Below are 23,889 nucleotides of genomic sequence, written 5' to 3'. Positions count from 1 at the left end.
AGCGCCTTCCTTGTCTGTCAGTGCAGCCCGGGGATGAACTGGATGAGCAGGTCGATCAGTTTGATGCCGACGAACGGCAGCACCAGTCCGCCGAACCCGTACAGCACGATGTTGCGGTTGAGCAGCGCGGCCGCCGACGAGGGCCGGTAGCGCACGCCGCGCAGGGCGAGCGGGATCAGAGCGATGATGATCAGCGCGTTGAAGATGATCGCCGAGGAGATCGCCGAGGTCGGACTGTGCAGGCCCATGATGTTCAGCCGGTGCAGGCCCGGATAGACACTGGCGAACATCGCGGGGATGATCGCGAAGTACTTCGCGACGTCGTTGGCGATGGAGAAGGTGGTCAACGCGCCCCGGGTGATCAGCAGTTGCTTGCCGATCTCGACGATCTCGATCAGCTTGGTGGGGTTGGAGTCCAGATCCACCATGTTCCCGGCCTCCTTGGCGGCCGAGGTACCGGTGTTCATCGCCACGCCCACGTCCGCCTGGGCCAGCGCGGGCGCGTCGTTGGTGCCGTCACCGGTCATCGCGACCAGCTTGCCGCCCGACTGCTCCCGCTTGATCAGCGCCATCTTGTCCTCGGGAGTGGCCTCCGCGAGGAAGTCGTCCACGCCCGCCTCCTGCGCGATCGCCCGCGCGGTCAGCGGGTTGTCACCCGTGATCATCACGGTCTTGATGCCCATCCGGCGCAGCTCGTCGAACCGCTCCCGAATCCCCTGCTTGACCACGTCCTTGAGGTGGATGACACCGAGGATCCGGGCCGTGCGGGCGCCCTCGGACCATGCGACCTCACCGACCACCAACGGCGTTCCCCCGCTGGCGGAGATGCCGTCCACGATCGGGCCGACCTCTTCGGTGGGATGTCCGCCGTGTTCCCGGACCCAGCTCATCACCGCGGTCGCCGCCCCCTTGCGCAAAGACCGGTTGTCCTCGGTGCTGTTCAGGTCCACGCCCGACATCCGGGTCTGGGCGGTGAAGGGTACGAACTCGGCACGGGCCAACTCCCCTTCGGTGCGCCCGCGCAGTGCGTACCGCTCCTTGGCCAGGACGACCACCGAGCGGCCCTCGGGAGTCTCGTCGGCGAGGGAGGACAGCTGGGCGGCGTCCGCGAGTTCCTCGATCTCCACACCGCTCACCGGCAGGAACTCGGCGGCCTGACGGTTTCCCAGCGTGATCGTGCCGGTCTTGTCCAGCAGCAGGGTGTTCACATCACCCGCCGCCTCCACCGCGCGACCGGACATCGCCAGCACATTGCGCTGGACGAGGCGGTCCATGCCCGCGATGCCGATCGCGGACAGCAACGCACCGATAGTGGTCGGGATCAACGCCACCACCAGCGCCACCAGGATGACGATGCTCTGTTCGGCGCCCGCGAAGATGGCGAACGGCTGCAGCGTCACCACGGCCACCATGAAGATGATGGTCAGCGAGGCCAACAGGATGTTCAGCGCGATCTCGTTGGGTGTCTTCTGCCGGGCCGCCCCCTCCACCAGCGCGATCATCCGGTCGATGAAGGTCTCCCCGGGCTTGGAGGTGATTCGCACGACGATGCGGTCGGAGAGCACCTTCGTTCCCCCGGTGACGGCCGAGCGGTCACCGCCGGACTCACGGATGACCGGCGCCGACTCACCCGTGATCGCCGACTCGTCCACACTGGCGACGCCCTCGACGACATCGCCGTCCCCGGGGATGATCTGGCCCGCTTCGACGACCACGTGATCCCCCAGCCGCAGCCCGGCCGCCGGGACCTCCTCCTCCACCACGCCCGGTGCGCCCGGCCGCCAACCGTCCGTCAGCCGGCGTGCCATGGTGTCGGTCTTCGTCCGGCGCAGCGTCTCGGCCTGCGCCTTGCCGCGGCCTTCGGCGACAGCCTCGGACAGGTTGGCGAAGACCGCGGTCAGCCACAGCCAGGCGGTGATCACCCACGCGAAGACGCTCGGGTCCTTGATCGCGGACAGCGTGGTCAGTACGGCACCGACCTCGACCACGAACATCACCGGGTTCCTGACCATCGTCCGCGGGTCGAGCTTGCGCAGCGCGTCGGGAAAGGAGGTCACCAGTTGCCTGGCATCGAGCAGTCCACCGGACACCCGGTGGACGTTGGGGGCCAGCGGGTCCTTGGAAACCGGCGGTTGAGCGGTGGCTGTAGGCATCAGTGCAGCCCTTCCGCGAGTGGTCCCAGCGCCAGCGCGGGGAAGTAGGTGAGGCCGACGACGATGAGGATCACGGCAGCGAGCAGGCCGACGAACTGCGGCCGGTGCGTGGGCAGCGTGCCCGCGGTGACCGGCACCGGCTGCTGCCTGGCGAGCGATCCGGCCAGCGCCAGGACGAACACCATGGGCAGGAAGCGGCCGAAGATCATCGCCAGGCCGAGCGCGGTGTTGTACCAGACGGTGTCGGCCGAAAGGCCCGCGAACGCCGAGCCGTTGTTGTTGGCAGCCGAGGTGAACGCGTACAGCACTTCGGAGAAGCCATGGGCACCGGAGTTGAGCATCGCGGCCCGCTCCCCCGGCAGCGCCATCGCGATCCCGGACCCCACCAGCACGATCGCCGGGGTGGTCAGGATGTACAGCGAGGCGAACTTCATCTCCCGAGCACCCAGCTTCTTGCCCAGGTACTCAGGGGTGCGGCCGACCATCAGCCCGGCCACGAACACCGCGACGACCGCCAGGATCAGGATCCCGTAGAGACCGGAGCCCGTGCCGCCGGGCGCGATCTCACCCAGCATCATGTTGAAGATCGTCATCCCGCCGCCACCCGGCGTGTACGAGTCGTGGAAGGAGTTGACCGCTCCGCAGGAGGTCAGCGTGGTGGACACGGCGAACAGCGCCGATGCCCAGATCCCGAACCGCTGCTCCTTGCCCTCCATCATTCCCCCGGCCGTGTGTCCGACCGAACTGCTCACGCTGTGCAGTTCGTTGGCGGTCACGATGGCCACGGAGGATGCCCAGATCAGAGCCATCACGGCGACGATGGCATAGCCCTGGCGCCGGTCCCCTACCATCGTGCCGAAGGTACGCGGGAGCGAGAATCCGATCACCAACAGCAGGTAGATCTCAAGCCAGTTGGTGAACGGGTTGGGGTTCTCGAAGGGGTGCGCGGAGTTGGCGTTGTAGAAGCCACCGCCGTTGGTGCCCAACTCCTTGATGGCCTCCTGCGAGGCGACCGGGCCACCGGTGATGCTCTGGTGGTCTCCCGCGATGGTGGTGATCGACTGGATGCCGTGGAAGTTCTCGATCACGCCGCTGGCCACCAGCACGATCGCCATCACGAAGGAGATCGGCAGCAGCACCCGCAGCACGATCCTGGTGAGATCCGCCCAGAAGTTGCCGACCCGGTCGGTCTTCTTCCTGGTGAAACCGCGGATCAGGGCGGCGACCACGGCGATGCCGACCGCGGCGGAGACGAAGTTCTGCACCGCGAGACCGGCCATCTGCACCAGATGGCCCATGGTCGACTCGCCCGAGTAGTTCTGCCAGTTGGTGTTGGTGACGAACGACGCCGCCGTGTTGAACGCCAGATCCGGCGCGACCGGCTTCATGCCGATGGACAGCAGCAGGTGGTTCTGCAGTCGCTGGAAGGCGTAGAGGAACAGCACCGAGACCGCGGCGAACGCCAGGACGCCGCGCAGATATGCGGACCACTGCTGGTCGGCGTCCGCGTGCACACCGGCGACCCGGTAGATCAGGCGCTCCACCCGCCAGTGCCGAGGGGAGGTGAGGACGTGGGCCATGTGGTCACCCAGCGGCCGGAAGGTCAGGGCCAGCGCGCCCACCAGGGCGATGATCTGGAGCCAGCCCGCGAGAGTGTCGTTCATGGAGAACCTCTCCGGTTCAGAACCCAGTGCGGAGGCGGCCGGCGCCTGCCCGACGGATCGGTGTCACGGCGCCGAACGGGCCGCGACCGGACCAGGATCCGCCGAACAACACACCTAGAACCTCTCGGGGAAGATCAGGCAGCACACCAGATAGAGCACCAGGCCCACGGCGACGATCAGGCCCACGATGTTCTCGACGCTCACAGCCGGCCCACCCCCCTGGCGGCCAGGCCGATGAGGGCGAAGGCCACGATGGTGAGGCCGATGAAGACAAGATCCGACATGTGCGACACACCCCCGCGGAGCAATGACGGGACAGGACCGCTCGGCTGCGGCGTACGGACATGGGGGCACTGGAGCCGAGGGCGGTGTCGGCCGAAACCGGCCTTCCCAGAGAAGGGCTGCCGGCCCCCGCTGGCGACCCCTGTCAGCGGAGCTCTGACGCTAGCGATGCCCGCCTTGATGGGCTCTTGACACGCCGCAGCCGATTGAGTGGTGGCGCCGTTCACAGCCGTGTGATCGCGGCGGTCGCCCCGGCAGCCGATCCCGTGGATTCCGGACACGCGGCGCGGGCGCGAACACCGCCCCGAAGGCCGACCGGGCGCACCATGGGAGTGCGGAGCGCATGATCATGGATCATGGCGAGTCGGCAGGAGCACGGCCATGGCACTCGGACGGTTGCGGATCTACCTCGGGGCCGCTCCCGGGGTCGGCAAGACCTACGCCATGCTCGCGGAGGGCCAGCGCCTGCGCGCCCAGGGCACCGACGTGGTGGTCGGGTTCGTGGAACCGCACGGACGGCGGCCGACCGCCGCCATGGCCGAGGGCATGGAGACCGTACCCCGGCACACCCTGACCTACCGGGGAATCGGCTTCACCGAGATGGACCTAGACGCCGTACTGGCCCGCCGCCCCCAGGTGGCGCTGGTCGACGAGCTGGCCCACACCAATGTGCCCGGATCGCGTAACGCCAAGCGCTGGCAGGACGTCGAGGAACTGCTGGAGGCCGGTACCGACGTCGTCACCACGCTCAACGTCCAGCACCTTGAGTCCCTCAACGACGTGGTCGAGCAGATCACCGGCGTGAGGCAACGCGAGACGCTGCCCGACGAGGTGGCCCGGCGCGCCGAGCAGATCGAGTTGGTCGATCTGCCTCCCGAGGTGGTGCGACGCCGGTTGGCGCACGGCGACATCTACCCGCCGGACCGTATCGAGACCGCTCTCACCCACTACTTCCGGGTGGGCAACCTCACCGCGCTGCGCGAACTCGCCCTGCTGTGGCTGGCCGACCGGGTGGAGGAGGGTCTGCAGCGGTACCGCGCGGAGCACGGCATCGCCGCTCCCTGGGAGACCCGGGAGCGGATCCTGGTGGGCCTCACCGGCGGCCCGGAAGGCGAGACCCTGATCCGCCGCGCGGCCCGGATCACCGCCAAGACGCCGGGCAGCGAACTGCTGGCCGTCCATGTCGTTCCCAGCGACGGTCTCGCCGACGCCGACCCGGCCGCCCTGGACGACCAGCGGGCCCTGGTGGAGGCGCTGGGCGGCAGCTATCACCAGGCCACCAGCGAGGACGTCGTCGAGGCGCTGCTGCAGTTCGCCCGGTCCGAGAACGTCACCCAGATCGTGCTGGGCGCGAGCCGCCGGGGCCGGATGCGCTCGCTGCTGCGGGCAGGCGTGGGCAAGCGCACGATCGACGGCTCAGGACCCATCGACGTGCACATCGTCACCCACGAGGAGGCAGCCGGTGCCTCCGCTCCGCTGCTGCGGCTGCCGCACCCGACCCGTGGCACCGGGCCGCGACGGTACTGGACCGCGATGGCCGGTACGGCACTGCTGCTGCCCGCGCTGACGCTCCTGCTCACCGCGCTGCGCGGCCACCTCGGCCTCGCCAGCGACCTGGTGCTCTACCTGCTGCTGGTCGTCGTGATCGCCCTCGTCGGCGGCCTGTACCCCGCGCTGATCGCCGCGGTGGCCGCCGGGCTGCTCGCCGACTACTACTTCACGTCACCCCTGCACTCGCTGAACGTCGAGCACATCAACGACATCCTCGCGCTGGTGGTGTTCATCGCCACGGCCGCCCTGGTCGGCACGGCCGCGGGGACCGCCGCTCAGCGGACGTACCAGGCCCTGCGTGCCACCGCGGAAGCCCGCGCCCTGAGTCGTCTGGCGACCGCGATGATGCACGGGCAAAGCCTGCCCACCCTGCTCGAACAGGTACGGGAGTACTTCGGCCTGGCGGCGGTCAGCCTCCTGGAACGCGACCGGGAGCACGGCTCCCGACCCCGCTGGTACGTCATCGCCAGCGCGGGTGAGCGGCCGCCGGAGCGGCCCTACGAGGCGGACCTGGAGAGCCGGGTCAACGACGATCTCACGTTGGCCGCGCGCGGCCGTCCGCTGGGCGCCGACGACCAACGGGTACTCAGCGCGTGCGCGGCGCAGCTGGGGATGGCGCACGCCCACGGCCGACTCGCGCAACGTGCCGCCGAGACGGACACCGTCGCCGCGGTCGAACGCACCCGCACCTCGCTGCTGCTCACCGCGGGACGCGACCTGCGCACCCCGCTGCACTCGGCCGAAGCGGCCCTGGCGCGCCTACATGATCTCCACCCCGGTGGATCGGTGGAGGAACAGGGCCGTCTGCTCAGCACCGCCCGCTCGGCGGTGCATCGCGCCGTCCAGCTCGTCTCCGACCTCGACCGACTGGGCCGTCTGCACGCCGGAGCACTCGATCTGTATCTGCGCCCGGTCGACCTCGACGAGGTGCTGGCCGCGGTCCTGGACGATCTCGGCCCCGGCGGCCACACGATCCTGCTTGAGCTGCCGGAGCGGATGCCCGACATCATCGCCGACGCCGCCGCCCTCACCCGCGCCCTCACCGCCCTGGGAGCCGACGCACTGCGACGCAGCCCGAAGGGCCGACCGCCGACCCTTACGGCTGAGGTGCTGCCCGACCGGCTGCGGATCCGCGTCACGGACGGCATGGACCAAGCGGGCCCGGAAGCCGCCGTCCCCTCGGCGTCCGGGCTGCCTGACGCCCTGTCAGACAGCCTTGCGCTGCGGCTGTCGCGAGACCTCACCGAGGCGATGGGCGGCACCTTGGAGCCCACCACCGAGGGACCCGCCTTCTGCGTGACGCTGGACTTCCCGACCTCGGCGCACCGTTTCCCGCCACCCGAGGTGGGTGAGGCGGCGGACCGGGCCGCCGAATGAGCCGGAGCGCCGTTCCTGCACCGACGCCGGTGTGCCGACGGCTACTCCCCGCCTGCCGTACCCGTCGTGTGCAGGGCCGCTCCGACCTGGTCGGCGAGGGTGACCGCGACCAGACGGGCCTGCAGTGACGGTTTGGCGCCCGGTGCGGGGCGCAGCATGAACCGCCCGAGGTAGCGGCCGTTGCCGAAGGCACGCAGTTCGATCTCCTCGTCCGGCAGGCCCTGGCCCTCGACGTCCCAGGGCTTTCGGCGCACGAGCACGCTGCCGTCCGGTCGCAGCTGTGCCGGATGGCCGAGCAGCGAGCCGTACTCGAAGCGGCAGCCACGCAGCGCCAGCAGATCGGTCAGTTGCCCCTTGACCTGGTCGACCACCTCGCTCGCCGATGTGGCGGTCTGTGCCCGCTCAGCGGTGGCGTGGATCTGATCGAGGTAGCGGGCATCGGTGATGGCGATCACCTCCAGCCGCCTGGCCCGCGCGGCGAGCTGGGATACCGCCAGGCCCACCAGGAGCAGCAGAACGGCGGTACGGATGTCCGCGGACTTGGTGATGGCGAACCGCTCGTAGGGCCGGGTGAAGAAGAAGTCGAACCAGACGGCGGCCGACAGCGCCGCGAGCGCACCGGCGAGGCGGCGTCCGTTGGCGGCCACCGCCACGACGACCACCACCAGCACCAGGGCGACGTCGGTGTTGGAGATGTGCGTACGAGCGGGTATGAGCGCCGCCGCCACGGCGAGCGGAGCCAGCAGCCCGGCAGCGGCAGCGACAAGGTCCCTGTCCAGGAAGCGACGCATTGCGGTACCTCCCGTCTCCCTCCTTACAGGGTCGCTGACTCGCCCGCGAGGCGCCGGGTGGCGAGTACCTGCTCGTCCCGCACGGTGACCATCTGCTCGGCAACGCCGGGGCGGACTGGCTGCCGTCCACCGCCGACTGGCTGACACAGCGGCTCACCGAAGCACCGTAGCGGCGCGGTCGACCGAGCGCGGGGCCGAGCCGGGCCCCGCGCGGCCAGGTCTCCGGGCTACAGGCTCAGGTGGTACGGAAGCAGGCACACGACGGTGTCGGTCCGGTAGCGCAGGGCGGTGGCCAGCAGAATGCCGCGCTGGTCCTGCAGGATGTCGTAGCGCCGGTGGCACGGTTCGACCTGCGGGATCAGCACGGCAACCCGTCTGCCGTTGTGTGCGGCCCGCCGTACGTAGTCGATGACGGGCCCGACCAGGGAGCGGTTCGGGCTGTCGATGATGTCGAGGGGCACGCCGGGGTCCCACTCCTCCCAGGTCCGCCGCAGTCGGTCGGCGGTGGCGGCGTCGTGTTGCACGGACAGCGCGATGACCTCGTCGCCCAGGGCCAGCGCGGCGCTGATCGCGCTTTCGGCGAGCTTGCTGACTCCGCTCAACGGGACGATGACCAGGCTGGTGGTCCTGGTCGGCGTGGCGGGAATGCTGCCGATCCCGAGCTCGATGCCAACGGCGGTGTAGTAGCGCTCGATCCGGGTGAACAGCAGCATCATCAGCGGTACCGCGATGACCACCACCCAGGCTCCCGCGACGAACTTGGTGGCGAGCAGGACCAGGCACGCGACGGCGGTGAGCACGGCGCCGGTGCCGTTGATCAGCGCTCGCGGCACCCAACCGTCCGGGCGCTGTCCGGCCCAGTGCCGAACCAGGCCGACCTGGCTGATGGTGAAGCCGATGAACACCCCGATCGCGAACAACGGGATCAGCCGCTGGGTGTCGCCGTCCACCGCGATGAGCAGTGCGCCGGCCAGCAGGGCCAGCGCCACGACTCCGTACCGGTACACCGGGCGTTCCGCGCGCAGCGCGAACAGGTGCGGCAGGCGGTGGTCGCGGGCCAGCAGGCTCATCAGGACGGGCAGTCCGCCGAAGCTGGTGTTCGCGGCGAGTGCGAGGGCGAGCGTGACGATGAGGTTGGTGGCGTAGTACGCCCACCCGGTTCCGTAGGCCCCGGCGGTCAGTTGGGCCAGCACCGTCACCCCGCCGCGCGGTGCCACATGGTCGCGGCGGATCAGGACCGACAGGCCGACGAGCATCACACCGAGCAGCGAGCCGAGCATCAGTTCCGTGCGTTGAGCGCGTTTGACACGCGGTTCGCGGAACACCGGTACGCCGTTGGCGATGGCTTCCACTCCGGTCAGTGCCGAGCACCCGGAGGAGAACGCCTTCAACAGCAGGAGCAGACCGAGGGTTTGGGTGGCGTGCACGGGCTGGACGCTGCCGACCGTCGCGGCCGGGTGGGAGCGCAGTAGTCCCGCGACGATGATGCCGAGGACGCTCACGATGAACAGCACCGTGGGAAGCATCAGCACCCGCGCGCTCTCCGCGATGCCGCGCAGGTTGACGGCGGTGAGCAGCACGAGGCCCGCCAGGCAGACGGCCAGCAGATGGTGGGCCAGTGCCGGGAAGGCCGAGGCGAGGCTGGCGGCGCCCGCGGCGAGGCTGACCGCCACGGTGAGTACGTAGTCGACGACCAGGCTCGCCGCCGCCAGCAGGCTGGCCCGTGCCCCGAGTGACTGCTTGGCCACCGCGTAGGCCCCGCCGCCGTCCGGGTGGACCGCGATCACCTGGCAGTAGGAGATGACGAGCACCGCGAGCAGGCCGGTGATGACCAGGGTGACCGGGAGCGTCGAGGTCAGGGCGCCGGTCCCGGCGGCGATCAGCACCACCACGATCGCCTCGGGACCGTAGGCCACCGAGCTCAGCGCGTCCAGGGACAGCGCGGCCAGGCCCTCGATGCTGGTCAGATGGGACTTGTCACCCTCTCCAGGGTGCAGTGGCACCCTCGGCAGCGCCTTGCGGGGAGCCAGCCCAAACGTCACAGCGACCTCACCTGCTCTCGTCCGACCACGCCCCCGAGCCAGTGTGACGGCGCGGTCCTGCCGGGGGTCGCTAACGCGCCGTGAGCGCCGTACGGGTGTCATGGCCGGCGGCGGCCGTGCCGGGGTTCGTCGGCATGGCTGACAACTCTCCGGCGTACGGCTGGCCCGAGGCGGCATCAGGCATGCCGCGGACAGGGTGCGGGGAAGCGCGTTCCATGACACAGATCGGTCTCCCGGACGGCATCCGGGCGTGCCTGTTCGACCTCGACGGCGTGCTGACCAAGACCGCGGTCGTGCACGCCGCCGCGTGGAAGGCGACGTTCGACGAGTTCCTGCGTCGCCGCGACGGGCCGGGCTTCCGGCCCTTCGACGCGGTGGCCGACTACGACGAGTACGTCGACGGGCGCCCGCGAGCCGACGGGGTACGCGCGTTCCTCGCCTCGCGCGGCATCGAGTTGCCCGAGGGCAGCGATGACGATCCGCCCGATCGCGACACCGTGCACGGCCTGGGCAACCGCAAGAACGCTCTGCTGCTGGAGAAGATCCACACGGAGGGCGTCGAGGCGTACCCCGGATCCGTCCGCTATGTGGAGGCGGTACGCGCGGCCGGTCTGCGTACGGCCGTGGTCTCGTCCAGTGCCAACTGCCGCGATGTCCTGGCCTCGGTGGGCATGGACAAGCGCTTCGACGTGCGGATCGACGGCATCGTCGCCAAGGAGCGCAAGCTGCCGGGGAAGCCGCACCCCGACACCTTCCTGGAGGCTGCCCACGACCTTGGCGTCGAGCCGGTGGCTGCGGCCGTGTTCGAGGACGCCCTGGCGGGCATGGACGCGGGCCGAAGCGGCCACTTCGGTTACGTGGTGGGCGTCGACCGGGTCGGCCAGGCGGACGCCCTGCGGGCGCACGGCGCCGACATCGTCGTGCGGGACCTCGCGGAGCTGCTGGAGGATCGCACATGATCAGCCACGACGCCTTCGCGGTCGAGCCCTGGTGCCTGCGCGAGACCAGCCTCCACCTCGATGTGCTCGCCCAGACCGAGTCGGTCTTCGCCCTGTCCAACGGCCACATCGGCTGGCGTGGCAACCTCGACGAGGGCGAGCCGCACGGCCTGCCGGGCTCATATCTCAACGGAGTGCACGAGGTACATCCGCTGCCGTACGCGGAAGCGGGCTACGGCTATCCGGAGTCCGGCCAGACGGTGATCAACGTGACCAACGGAAAGATCATCCGGCTGCTGGTCGATGACGAGCCGTTCGATCTGCGCTACGGGCAGTTGCGCTCGCACGAGCGGGTGCTCGATCTACGCGGCGGGTTCCTGTACCGCACCTGCGATTGGACCTCGCCTTCCGGCGTCACCGTCCGGGTGCGCTCCACCCGCCTGGTCTCGCTCACCCAGCGGTCCATCGCCGCCATCTGCTACGAAGTGGAACCGCTGAACGCCAAGGTGCGGCTGGTCGTCCAGTCCGAGCTCGTGGCCAACGAGCAGCTGCCGCAGGTCACCGGCGATCCCCGGGTCTCCGCCGCCCTGGAGTCCCCACTGGAGCCCGAGGAGCACTACTCCCAGGGCATGCGGATGCGGCTGGTGCACTGCACCGCCGCGAGCGGCCTGCGGGTCGCGGCGGCCACCGACCACACCGTGCAGGGGCCGCCGGCCACCCAGGTCTCCAGTGAGAGCATGGAGGACGTCGGCCGACTCACCGTCACCTGCGAGCTGGCGCCCGGCGAGACGCTGCGGCTGGAGAAGCTGGTCGCCTACGGCTGGTCGGCAGTTCGCTCGCTGCCCGCCGTACGCGACCAGGTGGAGGCCGCGATCGCTGCCGCCCGCAGCACCACCTGGCAGGGTCTGCTCGACGAACAGCGCGGATACCTGGACGACTTCTGGGCGTGCGCCGATGTCGAGATCGACGGCGATGAGGAGATCCAACAGGCCGTCCGCTTCGCCCTCTTCCACGTACTGCAGGCCGGTGCCCGCGCCGAGCGGCGGGCGATCCCGGCGAAAGGCCTGACCGGCTCCGGCTATGACGGGCACTCGTTCTGGGACACTGAGGGCTTCGTCCTGCCACTGCTCACCCACACCGCTCCGGACTCGGTCGCCGAGGCTCTGCGTTGGCGGCAGAGCACCCTGCCCACCGCCCGGGAGCGGGCCCGCCAGCTGGGTCTGAAGGGGGCCGCCTTCCCCTGGCGGACCATCGACGGCCAGGAATGCTCCGGGTACTGGCCGGCCGGAACCGCCGCCTTCCACGTCAACGCGGACATCGCGCATGCCGCCGCGCTCTATGTGTCGACCGCCGGCGACGAGGAGTTCGAGCGTGACACCGGGGTGGAACTGCTGGTGGAGACCGCTCGGTTGTGGCAGTCGCTCGGTCACCACGATCCGCACGGCCGCTTCCACATCGACGGGGTGACCGGCCCCGACGAGTACAGCCCGGTCGCGGACGACAACGTCTACACCAACCTGCTGGCCCAGGAGAACCTGCGGAACGCCGCCAGCGCCGTCGAGCGCCATGAGCAGCAGGCCGCCGCGCTCGGCGTCGACGACGAGGAGGCCGCCGCCTGGCGGGACGCCGCCGAAGCCATGACCCTGCCGTACAACAGCGCGCTGCGGGTCCACGAACAGTCCGCGGACTTCACCCGCCACCAGGTGTGGGACTTCGCACACACCCGGCCCGACCAGTACCCGCTGCTGCTGCACTTCCCGTACTTCGACCTGTACCGCAAGCAGGTGGTCAAGCAGGCGGATCTGGTGTTCGCGATGTTCATCCGAGGAGACGCCTTCGAGGAGGAGCAGAAGGCGCGCAACTTCGAGTACTACGAGCCGCTGACGGTACGGGACTCGTCGCTGTCGGCGTGCATCCAGGGGATCGTGGCCGCCGAGGTCGGCCATCTGCGGCTGGCCTTCGACTATCTGTCGGAGGCGGCCTTGATGGACCTGTACGACCTGGAGAACAACACCCGCGACGGCCTGCATATCGCCTCCCTCGCCGGGACCTGGCTGACCCTCGTCGCGGGGTTCGGTGGCATGCGGCACGCCGACGGAACGCTCTGCTTCGCGCCCCGGCTGCCCGAGAAACTCGGGCGGCTCGCCTTCACGGTGCAGGTCCTGCGGCGGCGGCTGCGGGTCGAGATCACCGGCTCGACCGCCACCTACACCCTGCTGGACGGGGCGCCGCTGGAGATCCGCCACTGCGGCCAGGCGGTCACCGTGTCCAGTAAGAGCCCGCAGTCCCGGCCGCTCACACTCCCCACCACCCGCCCCGAACCGGAGCCACCCCCCGGCCGCCGTCCCGCTCACCGCGAGTGATGCCGCGGTGCGCCCCTGCCGCCACCGGGTGTGCGCGGCCTGGACTGCGGGGCCGTCCGCCGTACGCGGTCCCGGGCGCGCCCGCGCGCTCCGGTTCGCTCTACCGTGGAGACGACGATGCCTGTCAACCGCCTTGGCCTAGTGGTCCACCAGGCCCGCCCCCTCGCCGTCGCGGCGGCAGCCGCCGTACGCGCCTGGTGCGCGGACCGGGACATCCCGTGCACCGAAATCGATGTGTGGCGCAGCGACGCGCCCCGGCGCAGCGGCCAGGAGGAGGCGGCAGCCGCCGGCCACCCCGATCTCATCGTCACCTTCGGCGGCGACGGTACGTTCCTGCGGGGCGCGCGCATCGCCGCCAAGAACGGTGCCGCGGTGCTGGGCGTGAATGTGGGCCGGGTCGGCTTCCTCACCGAGACCACCAGCGACGAGATCGTGCGCGCCTTGGACGCCGTCCATGAGAGCCGGGCCACGATCGAGGAACGCATGATGCTCACCCTGCGAGCGTCGCGGCCCCTGGAGATGCCGGTCGGCATGGACGCCCTGCTGCGCTACGGGCGCGGCCCGGCCCTGCCCCCACCCAAGGCCCGCCCCGGCACGCCCCCGGAGGTCGGCTGGGGCGTAGCCCTGGACGTCATCGCCGTGAACGACGTGGTCTTCGAGAAGCTGGCCCGGGACCGGCAGGCGAGTCTGGCCGTGTACATCACCGGGCAGTTGCTCGCCGCCTACTCGGCCGACGCGGTCATCGTGGCCACCCCCACGGGATCGACCGCCTACAGCTTCGCCGCCGGAGGGCCGGTGGTCTCCCCCTTCATGGACGCGGTCATCTTCACCCCGGTCGCCGCGCACATGGCCTTCGACCGCACCGTGGTGGCCTCGGCGGACGAGGCCATCGCGGTGCGGGTGCTGCCGAACTCGGGGCAGGTGGCGGTCAGCATCGACGGGCAACTGCGCGGGGTTCTGGACCCCGGCGACTGGGTCGCCGCCTACAAGGCTCCGGAGCGCCTGCGCCTGCTGCGGTTGGGCCCGGACGACTTCTACCGGCGGTTGCGCCAACGCTTCCGGCTCGCCGACGCCCCTGCCTCGGCGGACCAGGCCCCGCCGTTCGTCCGGCCCAGTGCCCCGGTGCCCGCGGACCTGGCCCATCTGCGGCTGCCTCCGCCGCCCGGCAAGTGACCGGTGCGCTACGGCCCGCGGGCACCCGAACTGCCGTGCAGGGCAACTCAGTTGCTCGCGACGGCCGGCACCACGGGCGGACCGCGCACACTCACGGTCACGCGGACCCAGCCGCGGGCTCCGGCACCGGATGACCGTCTCGGAAGGGGTCAGACCGCGCCGCGCCGGATGGCGACCACCGCCGCGTCATCGCCCAGGTGGCCATCGACGTGGGCCAGCAGGTCGGCGCACAGATGGCGGATCAGTTCTTCGGGCTCGCACCTGGTCCACGCCGCCGCCCGTTCGCGGAGCGGGTAGAACCTCCCGTCGGCGTCGCGGGCTTCGCTCACACCGTCCGTGTAGAACAACAGCAGGTCGCCGTCTTCGAACGGGAACGTCTCGACGTCGTAGGTGTTGGAACCGATGAGTCCGCCCAGGCCGATCGGCAGGTGGCTGGTCTTGGCCGGGAGCGTGGTCACGCTGTCGTCGTGGAACAGCAGCGGTGGCGGGTGACCGCAGGCGATCAGGTGGACGACCGCCTCGTGGTCGGGGAGGTCCAGGAAGGTGGCGGTCGCGAAGGACTCGTCGGTGTCCTGGTCCGCATCGCCTTGCCACTGGCTGGTGTCCCACCGGGTGGCGCCGTCGAGGTGGACAGCCAGCCGCGGCAGGGTGGCCTGCCGGTGGGCGGCCGCACGGAAGGCGCCGAGCAGCAGGGCCGCATGGCTGATCGCGGCCAGGCCCTTGCCGCGGACGTCACCGATGAGCAGCCGGGTGCTGGTGGGGGTGCGGGCGGCCGCGTAGAGGTCCCCGCCCATTTCGGCCTCTTCCTCGGCCGGGAGGTAGAGGCAGCCGATCCGCAGTGGGCCGCTGCGGCGGGGCAGCGGCCGCAGCAGGACGTGCTGGGCGGCCTCGGCCACCGACCTCACCTGGCGCAGCTGGCGCTCATGCCGGTCACGTACCAGGCAGAGGGCGACGAGGAGGCCCGACACCACGATCAGGGCGGCGATCTGGGCCTCCAGGTTGGCGGTGGCCAGCACCCCTCTCATCACCCCGATCAGCACCTGCGCCCCGACCGCGAGGACACCGATCAGCGCCGTGAGCCGCACTCCGGCGAACGCCACCGTGACCGCGGGGGCCGCCACGAGCAGCGGGCCGAGATGGATGTGCGGCGGGGACAGTATGTCGACGACGCAGATCACGGCGATGAGCGCCAGCGGAAACGCGACCATCGCGGGCGCATGGCCAGGCTGCCAGGAACGGCCGAATCCCCTCGGCGGCCAACGGAGCATGTCCTCAGCTTGCCTCCAGATCGCCGCCGGGCGCCGCCTGAACCGGTGATCAGTGGTCCCGCGTGACCGCTGCAGTGGAGCCGATGGGGTCAGCGGGCGGCTTTCCGTCGTCGGCGGGGCCGGTGGTGGTCCAGCCAGGGGCCGCTACCCGCGGCGTGAGCGTGCCCCGGTTCGCGTGATCGCCGCAGTTCCCACAGACGACGACGGGGGCCAGGTCGGCGCCGCAGGAGTGTTCCAAAACCATCGGCGGCCGGTCGGCGAGGTGTCGGTCGCCCCAGTTCATGAGCATCAGCAGCACGGGCTGGAGTTCCCAGCCCGCCGCGGTGGGGAGGTACTCGAAGCGCTGCGGCCGTTCGCTGTAGGGGACCTTCTCCAGCACCCCGGCCTCGACGAGGTGCCGCAGCCGGGCGGCGAGGACGTCACGCGGAGCGCCGATGTTGCGGACCATCGCGTCGAAGCGCCGGACGCCGAGGAAGGCCTCGCGGAGCACCAGCAGGGAGTGCTTCTCCCCGACGACGGCGAGCGTGTCGGCGACCGAACACGGGCGTGGGTTCTTCATCGTCCCAGCATAGTTCTGTGCGTTTGCTTCTCAAACTAACCGAGTTAGAGTGGGTTCAGAATTCAAACCCACCCCAACGGCGACGCTGTCCGGCATACAACGGCCGACCCGATCGCCCAGGAGGCAGCCGGACATGAATGACGCCGTCATCGTCGAAGCCGTACGCACTCCGATCGGGAAGGGCAAGCCGGGCGGTGCGCTCGCCGCCGTCCATCCGGTCCAGCTCCTCGCCCACACCCTGAGCGCCCTCATCGACCGCAGCGGCGTGGATCCCGCGCTGGTCGACGATGTGATCGGCGGCTGTGTCGACCAGGTCGGCGAGCAGGCGATGAACACCACCCGCAACGCCTGGTTGTCCGCCGGATTCCCCGAGTCCGTCCCGGCGACCACCGTCGACCGGCAGTGCGGCTCCTCCCAGCAGGCCGTCCACTTCGCGGCCCAGGGCGTCATCTCCGGCGCCTACGACCTGGTCGTCGCATGCGGTGTCGAGTCCATGAGCAGGGTGCCGATGTGGTCCAACGTGCCGCCGGGCGCCGACCCGTTCGGCCCCGGGATCGCCGCCCGATACCCCGACGGCCTCGTGCCGCAGGGCGTCAGCGCCGAGTTGATCGCCGCCAAGTGGTCCATCGACCGGGACCAGATGGACGCCTTCGCCACCACCTCGCACCAGCGTGCGGCACGGGCATACGCTGACGGCCTGTTCGATGCCGAACTCGCCCCCGTCACCACCGGCGCCAACGTGGTGACGGCCGACGAGTCCGTACGGCCGGGCACCACCCCCGACGTCCTCGCGGGACTGCGCCCGGCCTTCGCCGACCCGGTCTTCGCCGAGCGCTTCCCGCAGATCGACTGGTCGGTCACGGCGGGCAACAGCAGTCCGATCAACGACGGGGCCTCCGCCGTGCTGATCACCTCCAGCCAGACCGCCGCCCGCCTCGGGCTGCGGCCGATGGCTCGGCTGCACGGTTTCGCGGTCACCGGGTCCGACCCGCTGCTGATGCTCACCGGTGTGATACCGGCAACCGAGAAGGTGCTGCGCCGCGCCGGGCTGCGGTTGGCGGACGTCGACCTGTTCGAGGTCAACGAGGCGTTCGCCAGCGTCGTCCTGGCCTGGCTGCAGGAGACCGGCGCGGACCCGGCGAAGGTCAACGTCAACGGCGGCGCCATCGCCCTGGGCCACCCGCTGGGCGCCAGCGGAACCCGGCTGATGACGACCCTCGTCCACGCCATGCGCCAGCGCGGTGCGCGCTATGCCCTGCAGACCATGTGCGAAGCCGGTGGCCTCGCCAACGCCACGATCCTGGAGGCGGTCTGACGGCTCGGGGCCACCCGGCGAAGACGGCACACGGCAGCCGGTGCGTGACTGCCCGAGATGCGATCACCGGTGGCGTCGGTTGCGATGGAGCTTGGTGCGTCCGGGGCGGATTCGGCGGAGCGCGGCGGAGATCGGGGAAGACGATGCCGTACGTCACTGTGGGCCAGGAGAACTCCGGGAGCATCGATCTGTACTACGAGGACCACGGCGAGGGCAGCCCGTGAGCCTGATCCACGGGTACCCGCTCAGCCACCCGCAGGCGCCTACCCGCGCTCATCGAGGACAGCCGACTGGTGGAGATCTCCGGCGGCCCGCACGACATCGGCTGGACCCATGCCGAGGAGGTCGACAGGGCCCTGCTCGACTTCCGCCACGAGAAGGCCGCTCAGCCCCCTGGCGTCGGGCGGATCTCGAAGCCGGTGAGTCCCTCGGGTTCCTCGTCGTAGACCAGCACCCGGTCGACGATCGCCAGAGGTGGGCCTTGGCGCGCCCAGGCCACCATCTGCTCCACGGCGTCCGGCGCGCCCGCGAACACGGCCTCGACCGTCCCGTCCGGGAGGTTCCGCACCCAGCCCGCCACGCCGTGCTCCAGCGCGGTACGACGGCAGGTGTCGCGGAAGAACACTCCATGTACCTCTCCGGACACGATCACTCTCTTACGGATCACGCCTGCCTCATCGTCAGCGACCGGGTGGCACCGCACATCTTCTGCCCAGACGTTCCGGCCGGGAACTCCGGCTGATCAGGTTTCACCCGTTGGATGGCACGGCCACGCCGCACCGGCGTCCGAGGTGCCGTCAGGAATCCGACTTCTGGGCGGCCCTGCGGCGGCGCAGGCGGCGGGTGAGGAGGACGAGGATCAGCATCGCGACCGCGGCCAGTACGTACAGCTCGTAGCGTTGGATCGCCGGATAGAGGGTGTCGAGGTGCTCCCCGGCGAGAACGCCGACGGTCACCCAGGTGCCGACCCACAGCGCCGCGCCCACGGCGTTGAAGAACAGGAACCGCAGCCAGGGCATCTCGGCCAGACCGGCGATGATGCCGTTGGCCTGACGCAGTCCCTCGATGAACCGGGCGACGGTGACGACCTTCCCACCGTGCCGGGCGAAGAACGACTCGGCCTTGGCGATGCGCTCAGGGGTCAACAGCACATAGCGTCCGTAGCGGGTGACGAGCCGGTGGCCGCCGAAGCGGCCGATGACGTAGCCGATGTTGTCGCCGCAGACAGCGGCGACGAAGGCGATCACGGCGACCACGAAGATGTTCAGGCGCCCTGCTCCCGCGTAGACCGCCGCAGCGATCAGCAAGGTCTCCCCGGGCACCGGAATGCCGAAGTCCTCCAGGAACACCAGGCCGCCGACCGCCAGGTACCCCCAGTGATCGAGCAGCGGGGCCAAGTCGGCCAGCACGCCGGGGAGTTGCGGCGGGGCGTTCATAGTCGGTTCCTGTGATCGTCGGCGGGCGGTGGGCCGGAACCTGTCCGGCGGATCTTCAGCCGGTACCCGGCGCAGATCCGTTGGATCGACCCTAGGCCGCCCACGGCCCTGGGGAGAGCGACCACGCGGTGCGCCACGGCGCGACGGCGTTCAGACCGGGTCCGTCACCGCGGGCCGTCGCGCCTGACCGGGCGGCGATCCGAGAGGAGTTGGGTGAGCCGCGAGATGTCGTGTGCGGTGACGATGCCGACGAGCCGGCCGCCGTCCACGACCAGGATCCGCAGCGGGCCGGCAGGGCCCGCCCGGCCGAGCACCTCGACGAGGTCCTCGTCCGGGGCGGCGACGGTGCAACGGGACAGGGGCGTGGCCACGTCGCGAAGCCGGACGTGGTCACGGTCCGGCCCGGGCACCATGGCAAGCTGACGCATGGTCACCATGCCGGATGGCCGACCCTCGAAGTCGAGCAGCGGTATACCCGAATGCCGCCGCTGCGACTCCATCTCCTCAAGGAACCGGCTCACCGTCAGCCACTCCGGGCTCGCCACGACGGGGGCCGACATGGCGCGCGCCACCGGAACCCCGCGCAGTGCGGCGCTCAGCGTGGCGCGCTGGGCCTCCGCCCCCGCGGTACCGGATAGGAAGAACCCGATGAGCATCAGCCACAGGCCGTTGGCGGCGCCGCGGAAGAAGCTGATGACACCAAGCCCCACCAGCAGCGCTCCCACGACCTGCCCGCTGCGCCCGGCGGCCCGCTCCGCGCGCTCCCGATCGCCGGTACGCCCCCACAACACGGCCTGCACGATCCGCCCTCCGTCCAGCGGAGCGGCGGGCAGCAGATTGAACCCGGCGAGCAGCAGATTGGCCCAACCCACCCAGAACAGGACGGCCGCGGCCACGTTCCAACCGAGCGCCGCACGTACCGCCACCGCACCACCGATCCCGATCCCGCCCAGCAGCAGGCTGGCCAGCGGACCGCAGCCGGAGATCAGCAGCATCGCGCGCGGAGTCTCGGCACGCCCGATCCGGGTGACTCCGCCCAGCGCCCACAGCGTCATGTCCTCCACCACCACACCGCGCCTGCGGGCCACCACGGCATGCGCCGACTCATGCAGCAGCAGACTCGCCAGCAAGGCCAGTGCACCGAGCAGCGCGGCCACCGTGTACACGCCCGTACCCCGGCCCGGGGCCAGCGCGGGGATGGTGCCCCTTCCGAGGCCGTACCCCAGCAGCACCAGCAGCACCAGCACGCTCCAGTGGGCCCGCAGGGGTATTCCGAAGATCTTCCCGATCGGTACGGAGCCGTTCATCCCGCTCCTCCATGCACCGGCCCACGCCGCTCGCCCGCGACACCCCCCTCTCCTCCAGCTTCGCGCTCCGCGGCGGTATCGGGAACAGCGCCCGGGACCGCGGTTCCCGTCGCGAGCCGGAGGTTCCGCCCTGGGCGAGCGGAACCCACCCACGCCTAACCGGCCAGATCAGCCGGACGGATAGTTGACTGTCGTCGTGAACTGCATCTTCTGTGCGATCGCGACGGGTGAGGCGGCCGCCCACCGGGTCTTCGAGGACGAGACGACAGTGGCCTTCCTGGATGCCCGACCACTGTTTCCGGGCCATGTGCTGGTGGTGCCCAAGCGGCATATGGAGACCCTGATGGACCTGCCCGAGGCGGAGGTGGGGCCGTTCTTCACCCGGGTCCAGCTGATCACGGGGGCGGTGGAGCGCGGCATGGAAGCCGCCGGGTCGTTCGTCGCGGCCAACAACCGGATCAGCCAGTCGGTGCCGCACTTTCATGTGCATGTGGTGCCCCGCAATCCCAAGGACGGGCTGCGCGGCTTCTTCTGGCCCCGGAGGCGCTACTCCTCGGAGCAGGAAGCGGCGGACGTGGCGATGCGCGTGCGGACCGCGCTGGAGGCGGACCGGGTGTGACGGTCGCCGCCGCGGTTGGATGCCGGACACCCGCAAAGCTCCCCATGGCGGCGCGGTGCCGCCGCCATGGGGAGTTCACGACGCGTCAGTCTCCGGTGCTGGAGGCCCAGACCGGGACGCCGTCGGGGGTGTAGATGACGAGATTGCCGTCATCCTGTACAGCCAGGTAGGCCCCGGCGTAGCCCCACGTCCCCGAGGCCCAGACCGGGACGCCGCCCGGGGCGTACACCACGAAGTTGCCGTCGGCCTGCATCACGGCACTGGTGCCGCTGGGCCAGGCTCCGACGGCCTGCCACGCGGCCCGGCCGTCCTTGTACAGCACCAGGTTGCCGTCCTGCTGTAGGCGCAGGACCGCCCGCCCGTTGCCGGACGTCCAGGCCTGGTTGCGGAAGAGCGTTGAGCCGGCCAGGAAGTAGCCGTTGTCGAGCGGTCGCTTGACCGCGGCGTGGTGGCCGGCTGACGGGGCGGGGGTCGCCTGCGCCGGTGCGGCGAAGACGGGAATCGCGGCGAGCGCGAGACCCGACACGGCGATGGCAACGAACCGCCCCAAGGGCGCTAACGTGCGCATACGTCTCCTTTGGATCCTTTGGATCGAAGCGGTGGAAACGAACACGGCAACGGTAACCGTGAGCAAGTCGCCGACTACAGAGGGAAATTGAGACTGGCGTGATCACTGCGCAGCGAGCGACCCTTTCCTGCCAGTGCCGCCCTCCCGTGCTCAACCGGCCGGAGAGCCGCGCGCCGCCCGCGACCCGGACCACAGCAGACCCCGGACCAGCAGCCGCGCGGGAACCGGACAACGGGTCGACGGCGCCCGCCACACATCCCCGTTCGTCCGATTTCACCCGCCGCGCCCCGCCCGGCCAACGGCGGGTTCGCCGACTTGGGCGTGTTGGCGGGCGCGGCCGTTGGCGGATTCCCGGACGGACCCCAGCCACCGGCCCCACAAAACGCCGTAAACCGGGCGCAGTTCAGCGCGGATGGCCGCACACCATCGCCGCCCATCAACTGTTCGCCATGCCGTCATCCACGTGTTGTGCGAGGGATCACATCACCGACCACAGTCCTCAACATGTCTAAACAACTTTCCTGGCGCCGCAGAGGCTTCCAGCTCGCCACGGTGACCACGGTGACGTTGTCGCTGGCGGCCACCGGCGCTTCTCAGGCTGTCTCCGCACCCGCGCCGTCCGCCTCCTCGGCCGCCGTGGCCGGTGGGCCGACACTGACCGAGTCGACCCCCGCACCCGTGCACCAGGGTGAGGCGGTCACCTTCAACTACTCGGCTCCCGCGGCCGACCTCAGTGCCAAGAACTGGGTCGGGCTCTACCCCGCCGGCGTCAAGCCGGGCACGCAGTCCTCGACGATGTGGCAGTACACCCCCAACGCCAGCGGCTCCGTCACCTTCGACACCTACACGCTGGCCCCCGGCACGTACGACGTCTACTACCTCCACGACGACGGCTACACGGCACTGGCCGGGCCGGTCCAGCTCACCGTCCAGCCCGCGCCGACACCGCAGCCCCCGACCACCCCGCCGCCCGCACCGAAGACGGGCAGCGGACCGAACCTGATCGTCAACGGCGACGCCGAGCTGGGCGAAGGCACCCAGATCGGCGTGGACACCAACACCGTCCCCGGTTGGCAGGTCACCGGCCTGCTCAACGCCACGGCCTACGGCGCCAAGGGCGGCGAAGGCATCACCAACTACCCGACGCCCACCAGCCCCGGCCCGAAGAGCCGCGGCAGGAACTTCTTCTCCGGCGGCGGTGGCGGGGTCAGCACCGGCACCCAGACCGCCGACGTGTCCGCCGCCGCCAAGCGCATCGACCGCGGCAACGTCACCTACAACCTGACCGGATGGCTGGGCGGCACCGGTGCCGTCAGCGACAACGCCACCGTGACCAGCACCTTCCTGGGCTCCAAGGGCAAGGTACTGGGATCGGCGACGCTGAAGCCGGTCACCCCGCAGATGCGCCGTTACACCACCGAACTGCTTCCCGAACAGGCCCTCGGCAGGATCCCGGTCGGCACCCGCGCGATCCGCACGGTGATGACCGTCACCGGGCCGCAGCCCACCAACCGCCAAGGCCACGGCCAGGGTTACGTCGACGACCTCTCCCTCAAGATCTCCGCCCCGGTACCCGCGCCGCCGAAGCCCGTTCCGCCGAAGCCCCACGTACCCGGTTACGACCACGTGTTCTACGTGATGATGGAGAACCAGGACTACCGCGGCATCATCGGCAACACGACGGGCGCGCCCTACATCAACAGCCTGGTCCCCAAGGGTGCCAACCTCACCAACGCCATAGCCGAAGTGCACCCGAGCGACCCCAACTACGTCGCCATGGCCGGTGGCAGCCTGTTCAACGTCAACGACAACACCCCGTTCGCCAGCACGGTCAACGCCCCGCACATCGGTGACCTGGTGACCAAGGCGGGCGGCACCTGGCGCGGCTACATGCAGAACGCGGCGGGCCCCTGCGACACCACCGCCCACGGCGCGTACACCATCGACGACCTGCCCTTCTACTTCTTCAAGGACGTCAAGGACAACCCGGTCAACTGCAAGACGCACCTCCAGCCGCTCACCCAGATGAGCAGCGACCTGCAGAAGACCTCGACCACCCCGACCTTCTCCTGGCTCAGCGCCGACGACTGCTACGACATGGAGGGGTGCGGCGTCACCGCCGGGGACACCTGGCTCTCCCAGACCCTGCCGACCATCTTCAACTCCCCCGCGTGGAAGACCCAGCGGTCCCTGCTCATCCTCACCTGGGACGAGGACGCGGCCGACGGACAGCAGTCGTTGCAGCGCGTTCCCACCCTCGTCCTCGGCTCCCGGGGAGTGCGGGCGGGCAGCACCTCCGCGGACCGTTACACGCACTACAGCATGCTGCGCACCGTCGAGGCGGCACTCCGCCTGCCCAGTCTGACCAAGAACGACCTGTACGCCGAACCCATCAACGGCATCTGGAACGAACCGCGGCGCCGCTGAGCGTCCGACTCCCCTGCTCGACCCCGCCGCGGCTGGCGAACGAAACCAGCCGCGGC

The 23,889-nt window shown here is 70.3% G+C and carries 18 protein-coding genes and 1 pseudogene; 8 read left to right on the top strand and 11 right to left on the bottom strand.

The annotated features are described in order from the left end of the window. Positions 1-17 precede the first annotated feature (17 nt). The 3 genes from kdpB to kdpF form a co-directional block, all read right to left on the bottom strand. Positions 18-2,153, bottom strand: coding sequence for a potassium-transporting ATPase subunit KdpB (gene kdpB, locus P2L57_RS04705; RefSeq protein ID WP_275808622.1), 2,136 nt, complete (start codon positions 2,151-2,153; stop codon positions 18-20). Then, complete coding sequence (gene kdpA, locus P2L57_RS04700; RefSeq protein ID WP_275808619.1) at positions 2,153-3,817, bottom strand: potassium-transporting ATPase subunit KdpA; 1,665 nt, start codon at positions 3,815-3,817, stop codon at positions 2,153-2,155. Before kdpA ends, kdpB begins: the two co-directional genes overlap by 1 nt. Before the next feature lie 114 nt (positions 3,818-3,931). Continuing rightward, on the bottom strand, positions 3,932-4,021 hold the full coding sequence (gene kdpF, locus P2L57_RS04695; protein ID WP_275808616.1) for a K(+)-transporting ATPase subunit F: 90 nt from the start codon (positions 4,019-4,021) through the stop codon (positions 3,932-3,934). 459 nt (positions 4,022-4,480) lie between these two features. On the opposite strand from kdpF, the gene P2L57_RS04690 reads away from it, so the two are divergent. Next, positions 4,481-7,027 carry a sensor histidine kinase gene (locus P2L57_RS04690; RefSeq protein WP_275808613.1) on the top strand — a complete coding sequence of 849 codons (2,547 nt, stop codon included), beginning with the start codon at positions 4,481-4,483 and terminating at the stop codon, positions 7,025-7,027. 41 nt (positions 7,028-7,068) lie between these two features. On the opposite strand, the gene P2L57_RS04685 is transcribed toward P2L57_RS04690, so the two are convergent. Further along, on the bottom strand, positions 7,069-7,818 hold the full coding sequence (locus P2L57_RS04685; RefSeq protein WP_275808610.1) for a DUF4118 domain-containing protein: 750 nt from the start codon (positions 7,816-7,818) through the stop codon (positions 7,069-7,071). A gap of 227 nt (positions 7,819-8,045) precedes the next feature. Further along, positions 8,046-9,860: an APC family permease gene (locus P2L57_RS04680; RefSeq protein WP_275808607.1), complete on the bottom strand. Its 1,815-nt coding sequence runs from the start codon at positions 9,858-9,860 to the stop codon at positions 8,046-8,048. Positions 9,861-10,075: 215 nt separating this feature from the next. Here P2L57_RS04680 and P2L57_RS04675 point away from each other — a divergent pair, with 215 nt between their 5' ends. From P2L57_RS04675 to P2L57_RS04665, 3 genes are all read left to right on the top strand, one after another. Then, a complete protein-coding gene (locus P2L57_RS04675; RefSeq protein WP_275808604.1) occupies positions 10,076-10,819 on the top strand; it encodes an HAD family hydrolase in 744 nt (247 codons plus the stop codon). Then, complete coding sequence (locus tag P2L57_RS04670) at positions 10,816-13,161, top strand: glycoside hydrolase family 65 protein (protein WP_275808601.1); 2,346 nt, start codon at positions 10,816-10,818, stop codon at positions 13,159-13,161. The genes P2L57_RS04675 and P2L57_RS04670 overlap by 4 nt, the downstream gene beginning before the upstream one ends. Positions 13,162-13,278: 117 nt before the next feature. Beyond that, on the top strand, positions 13,279-14,334 hold the full coding sequence (locus P2L57_RS04665; RefSeq protein WP_275808598.1) for an NAD(+)/NADH kinase: 1,056 nt from the start codon (positions 13,279-13,281) through the stop codon (positions 14,332-14,334). A gap of 149 nt (positions 14,335-14,483) precedes the next feature. Here the strand turns inward: P2L57_RS04665 and P2L57_RS04660 are convergent, their stop codons facing one another. Further along, a complete protein-coding gene (locus P2L57_RS04660; RefSeq protein ID WP_275808596.1) occupies positions 14,484-15,602 on the bottom strand; it encodes a PP2C family protein-serine/threonine phosphatase in 1,119 nt (372 codons plus the stop codon). 49 nt (positions 15,603-15,651) lie between these two features. Beyond that, positions 15,652-16,161: a winged helix-turn-helix transcriptional regulator gene (locus P2L57_RS04655; protein WP_275808592.1), complete on the bottom strand. Its 510-nt coding sequence runs from the start codon at positions 16,159-16,161 to the stop codon at positions 15,652-15,654. A 133-nt stretch (positions 16,162-16,294) separates the two neighbouring features. Here P2L57_RS04655 and P2L57_RS04650 point away from each other — a divergent pair, with 133 nt between their 5' ends. Both P2L57_RS04650 and P2L57_RS04645 read left to right on the top strand, forming a co-directional pair. Further along, positions 16,295-17,476 (top strand): thiolase family protein, encoded by a 1,182-nt coding sequence (locus tag P2L57_RS04650; protein ID WP_275808589.1) that lies wholly within the window; start codon positions 16,295-16,297, stop codon positions 17,474-17,476. Between the two features lie 143 nt (positions 17,477-17,619). Beyond that, positions 17,620-17,723: pseudogene (locus P2L57_RS04645) on the top strand (alpha/beta hydrolase); the annotation flags it as partial. 138 nt (positions 17,724-17,861) lie between these two features. Here the strand turns inward: P2L57_RS04645 and P2L57_RS04640 are convergent. The 3 genes from P2L57_RS04640 to P2L57_RS04630 all read right to left on the bottom strand — a co-directional run bounded on the left by P2L57_RS04640 (position 17,862) and on the right by P2L57_RS04630 (position 20,219). After that, positions 17,862-18,143, bottom strand: coding sequence for an acylphosphatase (locus P2L57_RS04640; RefSeq protein WP_275808586.1), 282 nt, complete (start codon positions 18,141-18,143; stop codon positions 17,862-17,864). A gap of 130 nt (positions 18,144-18,273) precedes the next feature. Continuing rightward, complete coding sequence (locus tag P2L57_RS04635; RefSeq protein WP_275808583.1) at positions 18,274-18,912, bottom strand: DedA family protein; 639 nt, start codon at positions 18,910-18,912, stop codon at positions 18,274-18,276. Positions 18,913-19,076: 164 nt separating this feature from the next. After that, the gene (locus P2L57_RS04630; protein WP_275808580.1) at positions 19,077-20,219 is read right to left on the bottom strand and encodes a site-2 protease family protein; all 1,143 of its coding nucleotides are present in this window, start codon (positions 20,217-20,219) and stop codon (positions 19,077-19,079) included. 196 nt (positions 20,220-20,415) lie between these two features. On the opposite strand from P2L57_RS04630, the gene P2L57_RS04625 reads away from it, so the two are divergent. After that, positions 20,416-20,838 (top strand): HIT family protein, encoded by a 423-nt coding sequence (locus P2L57_RS04625; protein WP_275808577.1) that lies wholly within the window; start codon positions 20,416-20,418, stop codon positions 20,836-20,838. 85 nt (positions 20,839-20,923) lie between these two features. On the opposite strand, the gene P2L57_RS04620 is transcribed toward P2L57_RS04625, so the two are convergent. Next, positions 20,924-21,406, bottom strand: a complete 483-nt coding sequence (locus P2L57_RS04620; protein WP_275808574.1) for a hypothetical protein — start codon at positions 21,404-21,406, stop codon at positions 20,924-20,926. Between the two features lie 504 nt (positions 21,407-21,910). Between P2L57_RS04620 and P2L57_RS04615 the strand changes: the two genes are divergently transcribed. Next, positions 21,911-23,833 carry an alkaline phosphatase family protein gene (locus P2L57_RS04615; protein WP_275808571.1) on the top strand — a complete coding sequence of 641 codons (1,923 nt, stop codon included), beginning with the start codon at positions 21,911-21,913 and terminating at the stop codon, positions 23,831-23,833. The last annotated feature ends 56 nt before the right edge of the window (positions 23,834-23,889 follow it).

Source organism: Streptantibioticus ferralitis, assembly GCF_029223525.1.
GTDB classification, from domain to species: Bacteria; Actinomycetota; Actinomycetes; order Streptomycetales; family Streptomycetaceae; genus Streptantibioticus_A; species Streptantibioticus_A ferralitis.
The sequence above is the reverse complement of the archived record's forward strand: the minus strand, read 5'-3'. Positions and strand labels throughout refer to the sequence as shown.

Bases quoted from the DNA above. Each gene is read 5' to 3' on its own strand.
- P2L57_RS04690 (WP_275808613.1), top strand. From the start codon at position 4,481: ATGGCACTCGGACGGTTGCGGATCTACCTCGGGGCCGCTCCCGGGGTC.
- kdpB (WP_275808622.1), bottom strand. From the start codon at position 2,153: ATGCCTACAGCCACCGCTCAACCGCCGGTTTCCAAGGACCCGCTGGCC.
- P2L57_RS04655 (WP_275808592.1), bottom strand. From the start codon at position 16,161: ATGAAGAACCCACGCCCGTGTTCGGTCGCCGACACGCTCGCCGTCGTC.
- P2L57_RS04615 (WP_275808571.1), top strand. From the start codon at position 21,911: ATGTCTAAACAACTTTCCTGGCGCCGCAGAGGCTTCCAGCTCGCCACG.
- P2L57_RS04635 (WP_275808583.1), bottom strand. From the start codon at position 18,912: ATGAACGCCCCGCCGCAACTCCCCGGCGTGCTGGCCGACTTGGCCCCG.
- P2L57_RS04675 (WP_275808604.1), top strand. From the start codon at position 10,076: ATGACACAGATCGGTCTCCCGGACGGCATCCGGGCGTGCCTGTTCGAC.
- P2L57_RS04685 (WP_275808610.1), bottom strand. From the start codon at position 7,818: ATGCGTCGCTTCCTGGACAGGGACCTTGTCGCTGCCGCTGCCGGGCTG.
- P2L57_RS04670 (WP_275808601.1), top strand. From the start codon at position 10,816: ATGATCAGCCACGACGCCTTCGCGGTCGAGCCCTGGTGCCTGCGCGAG.
- P2L57_RS04630 (WP_275808580.1), bottom strand. From the start codon at position 20,219: ATGAACGGCTCCGTACCGATCGGGAAGATCTTCGGAATACCCCTGCGG.
- P2L57_RS04650 (WP_275808589.1), top strand. From the start codon at position 16,295: ATGAATGACGCCGTCATCGTCGAAGCCGTACGCACTCCGATCGGGAAG.
- kdpA (WP_275808619.1), bottom strand. From the start codon at position 3,817: ATGAACGACACTCTCGCGGGCTGGCTCCAGATCATCGCCCTGGTGGGC.
- P2L57_RS04665 (WP_275808598.1), top strand. From the start codon at position 13,279: ATGCCTGTCAACCGCCTTGGCCTAGTGGTCCACCAGGCCCGCCCCCTC.
- P2L57_RS04660 (WP_275808596.1), bottom strand. From the start codon at position 15,602: ATGCTCCGTTGGCCGCCGAGGGGATTCGGCCGTTCCTGGCAGCCTGGC.
- P2L57_RS04620 (WP_275808574.1), bottom strand. From the start codon at position 21,406: ATGCGCACGTTAGCGCCCTTGGGGCGGTTCGTTGCCATCGCCGTGTCG.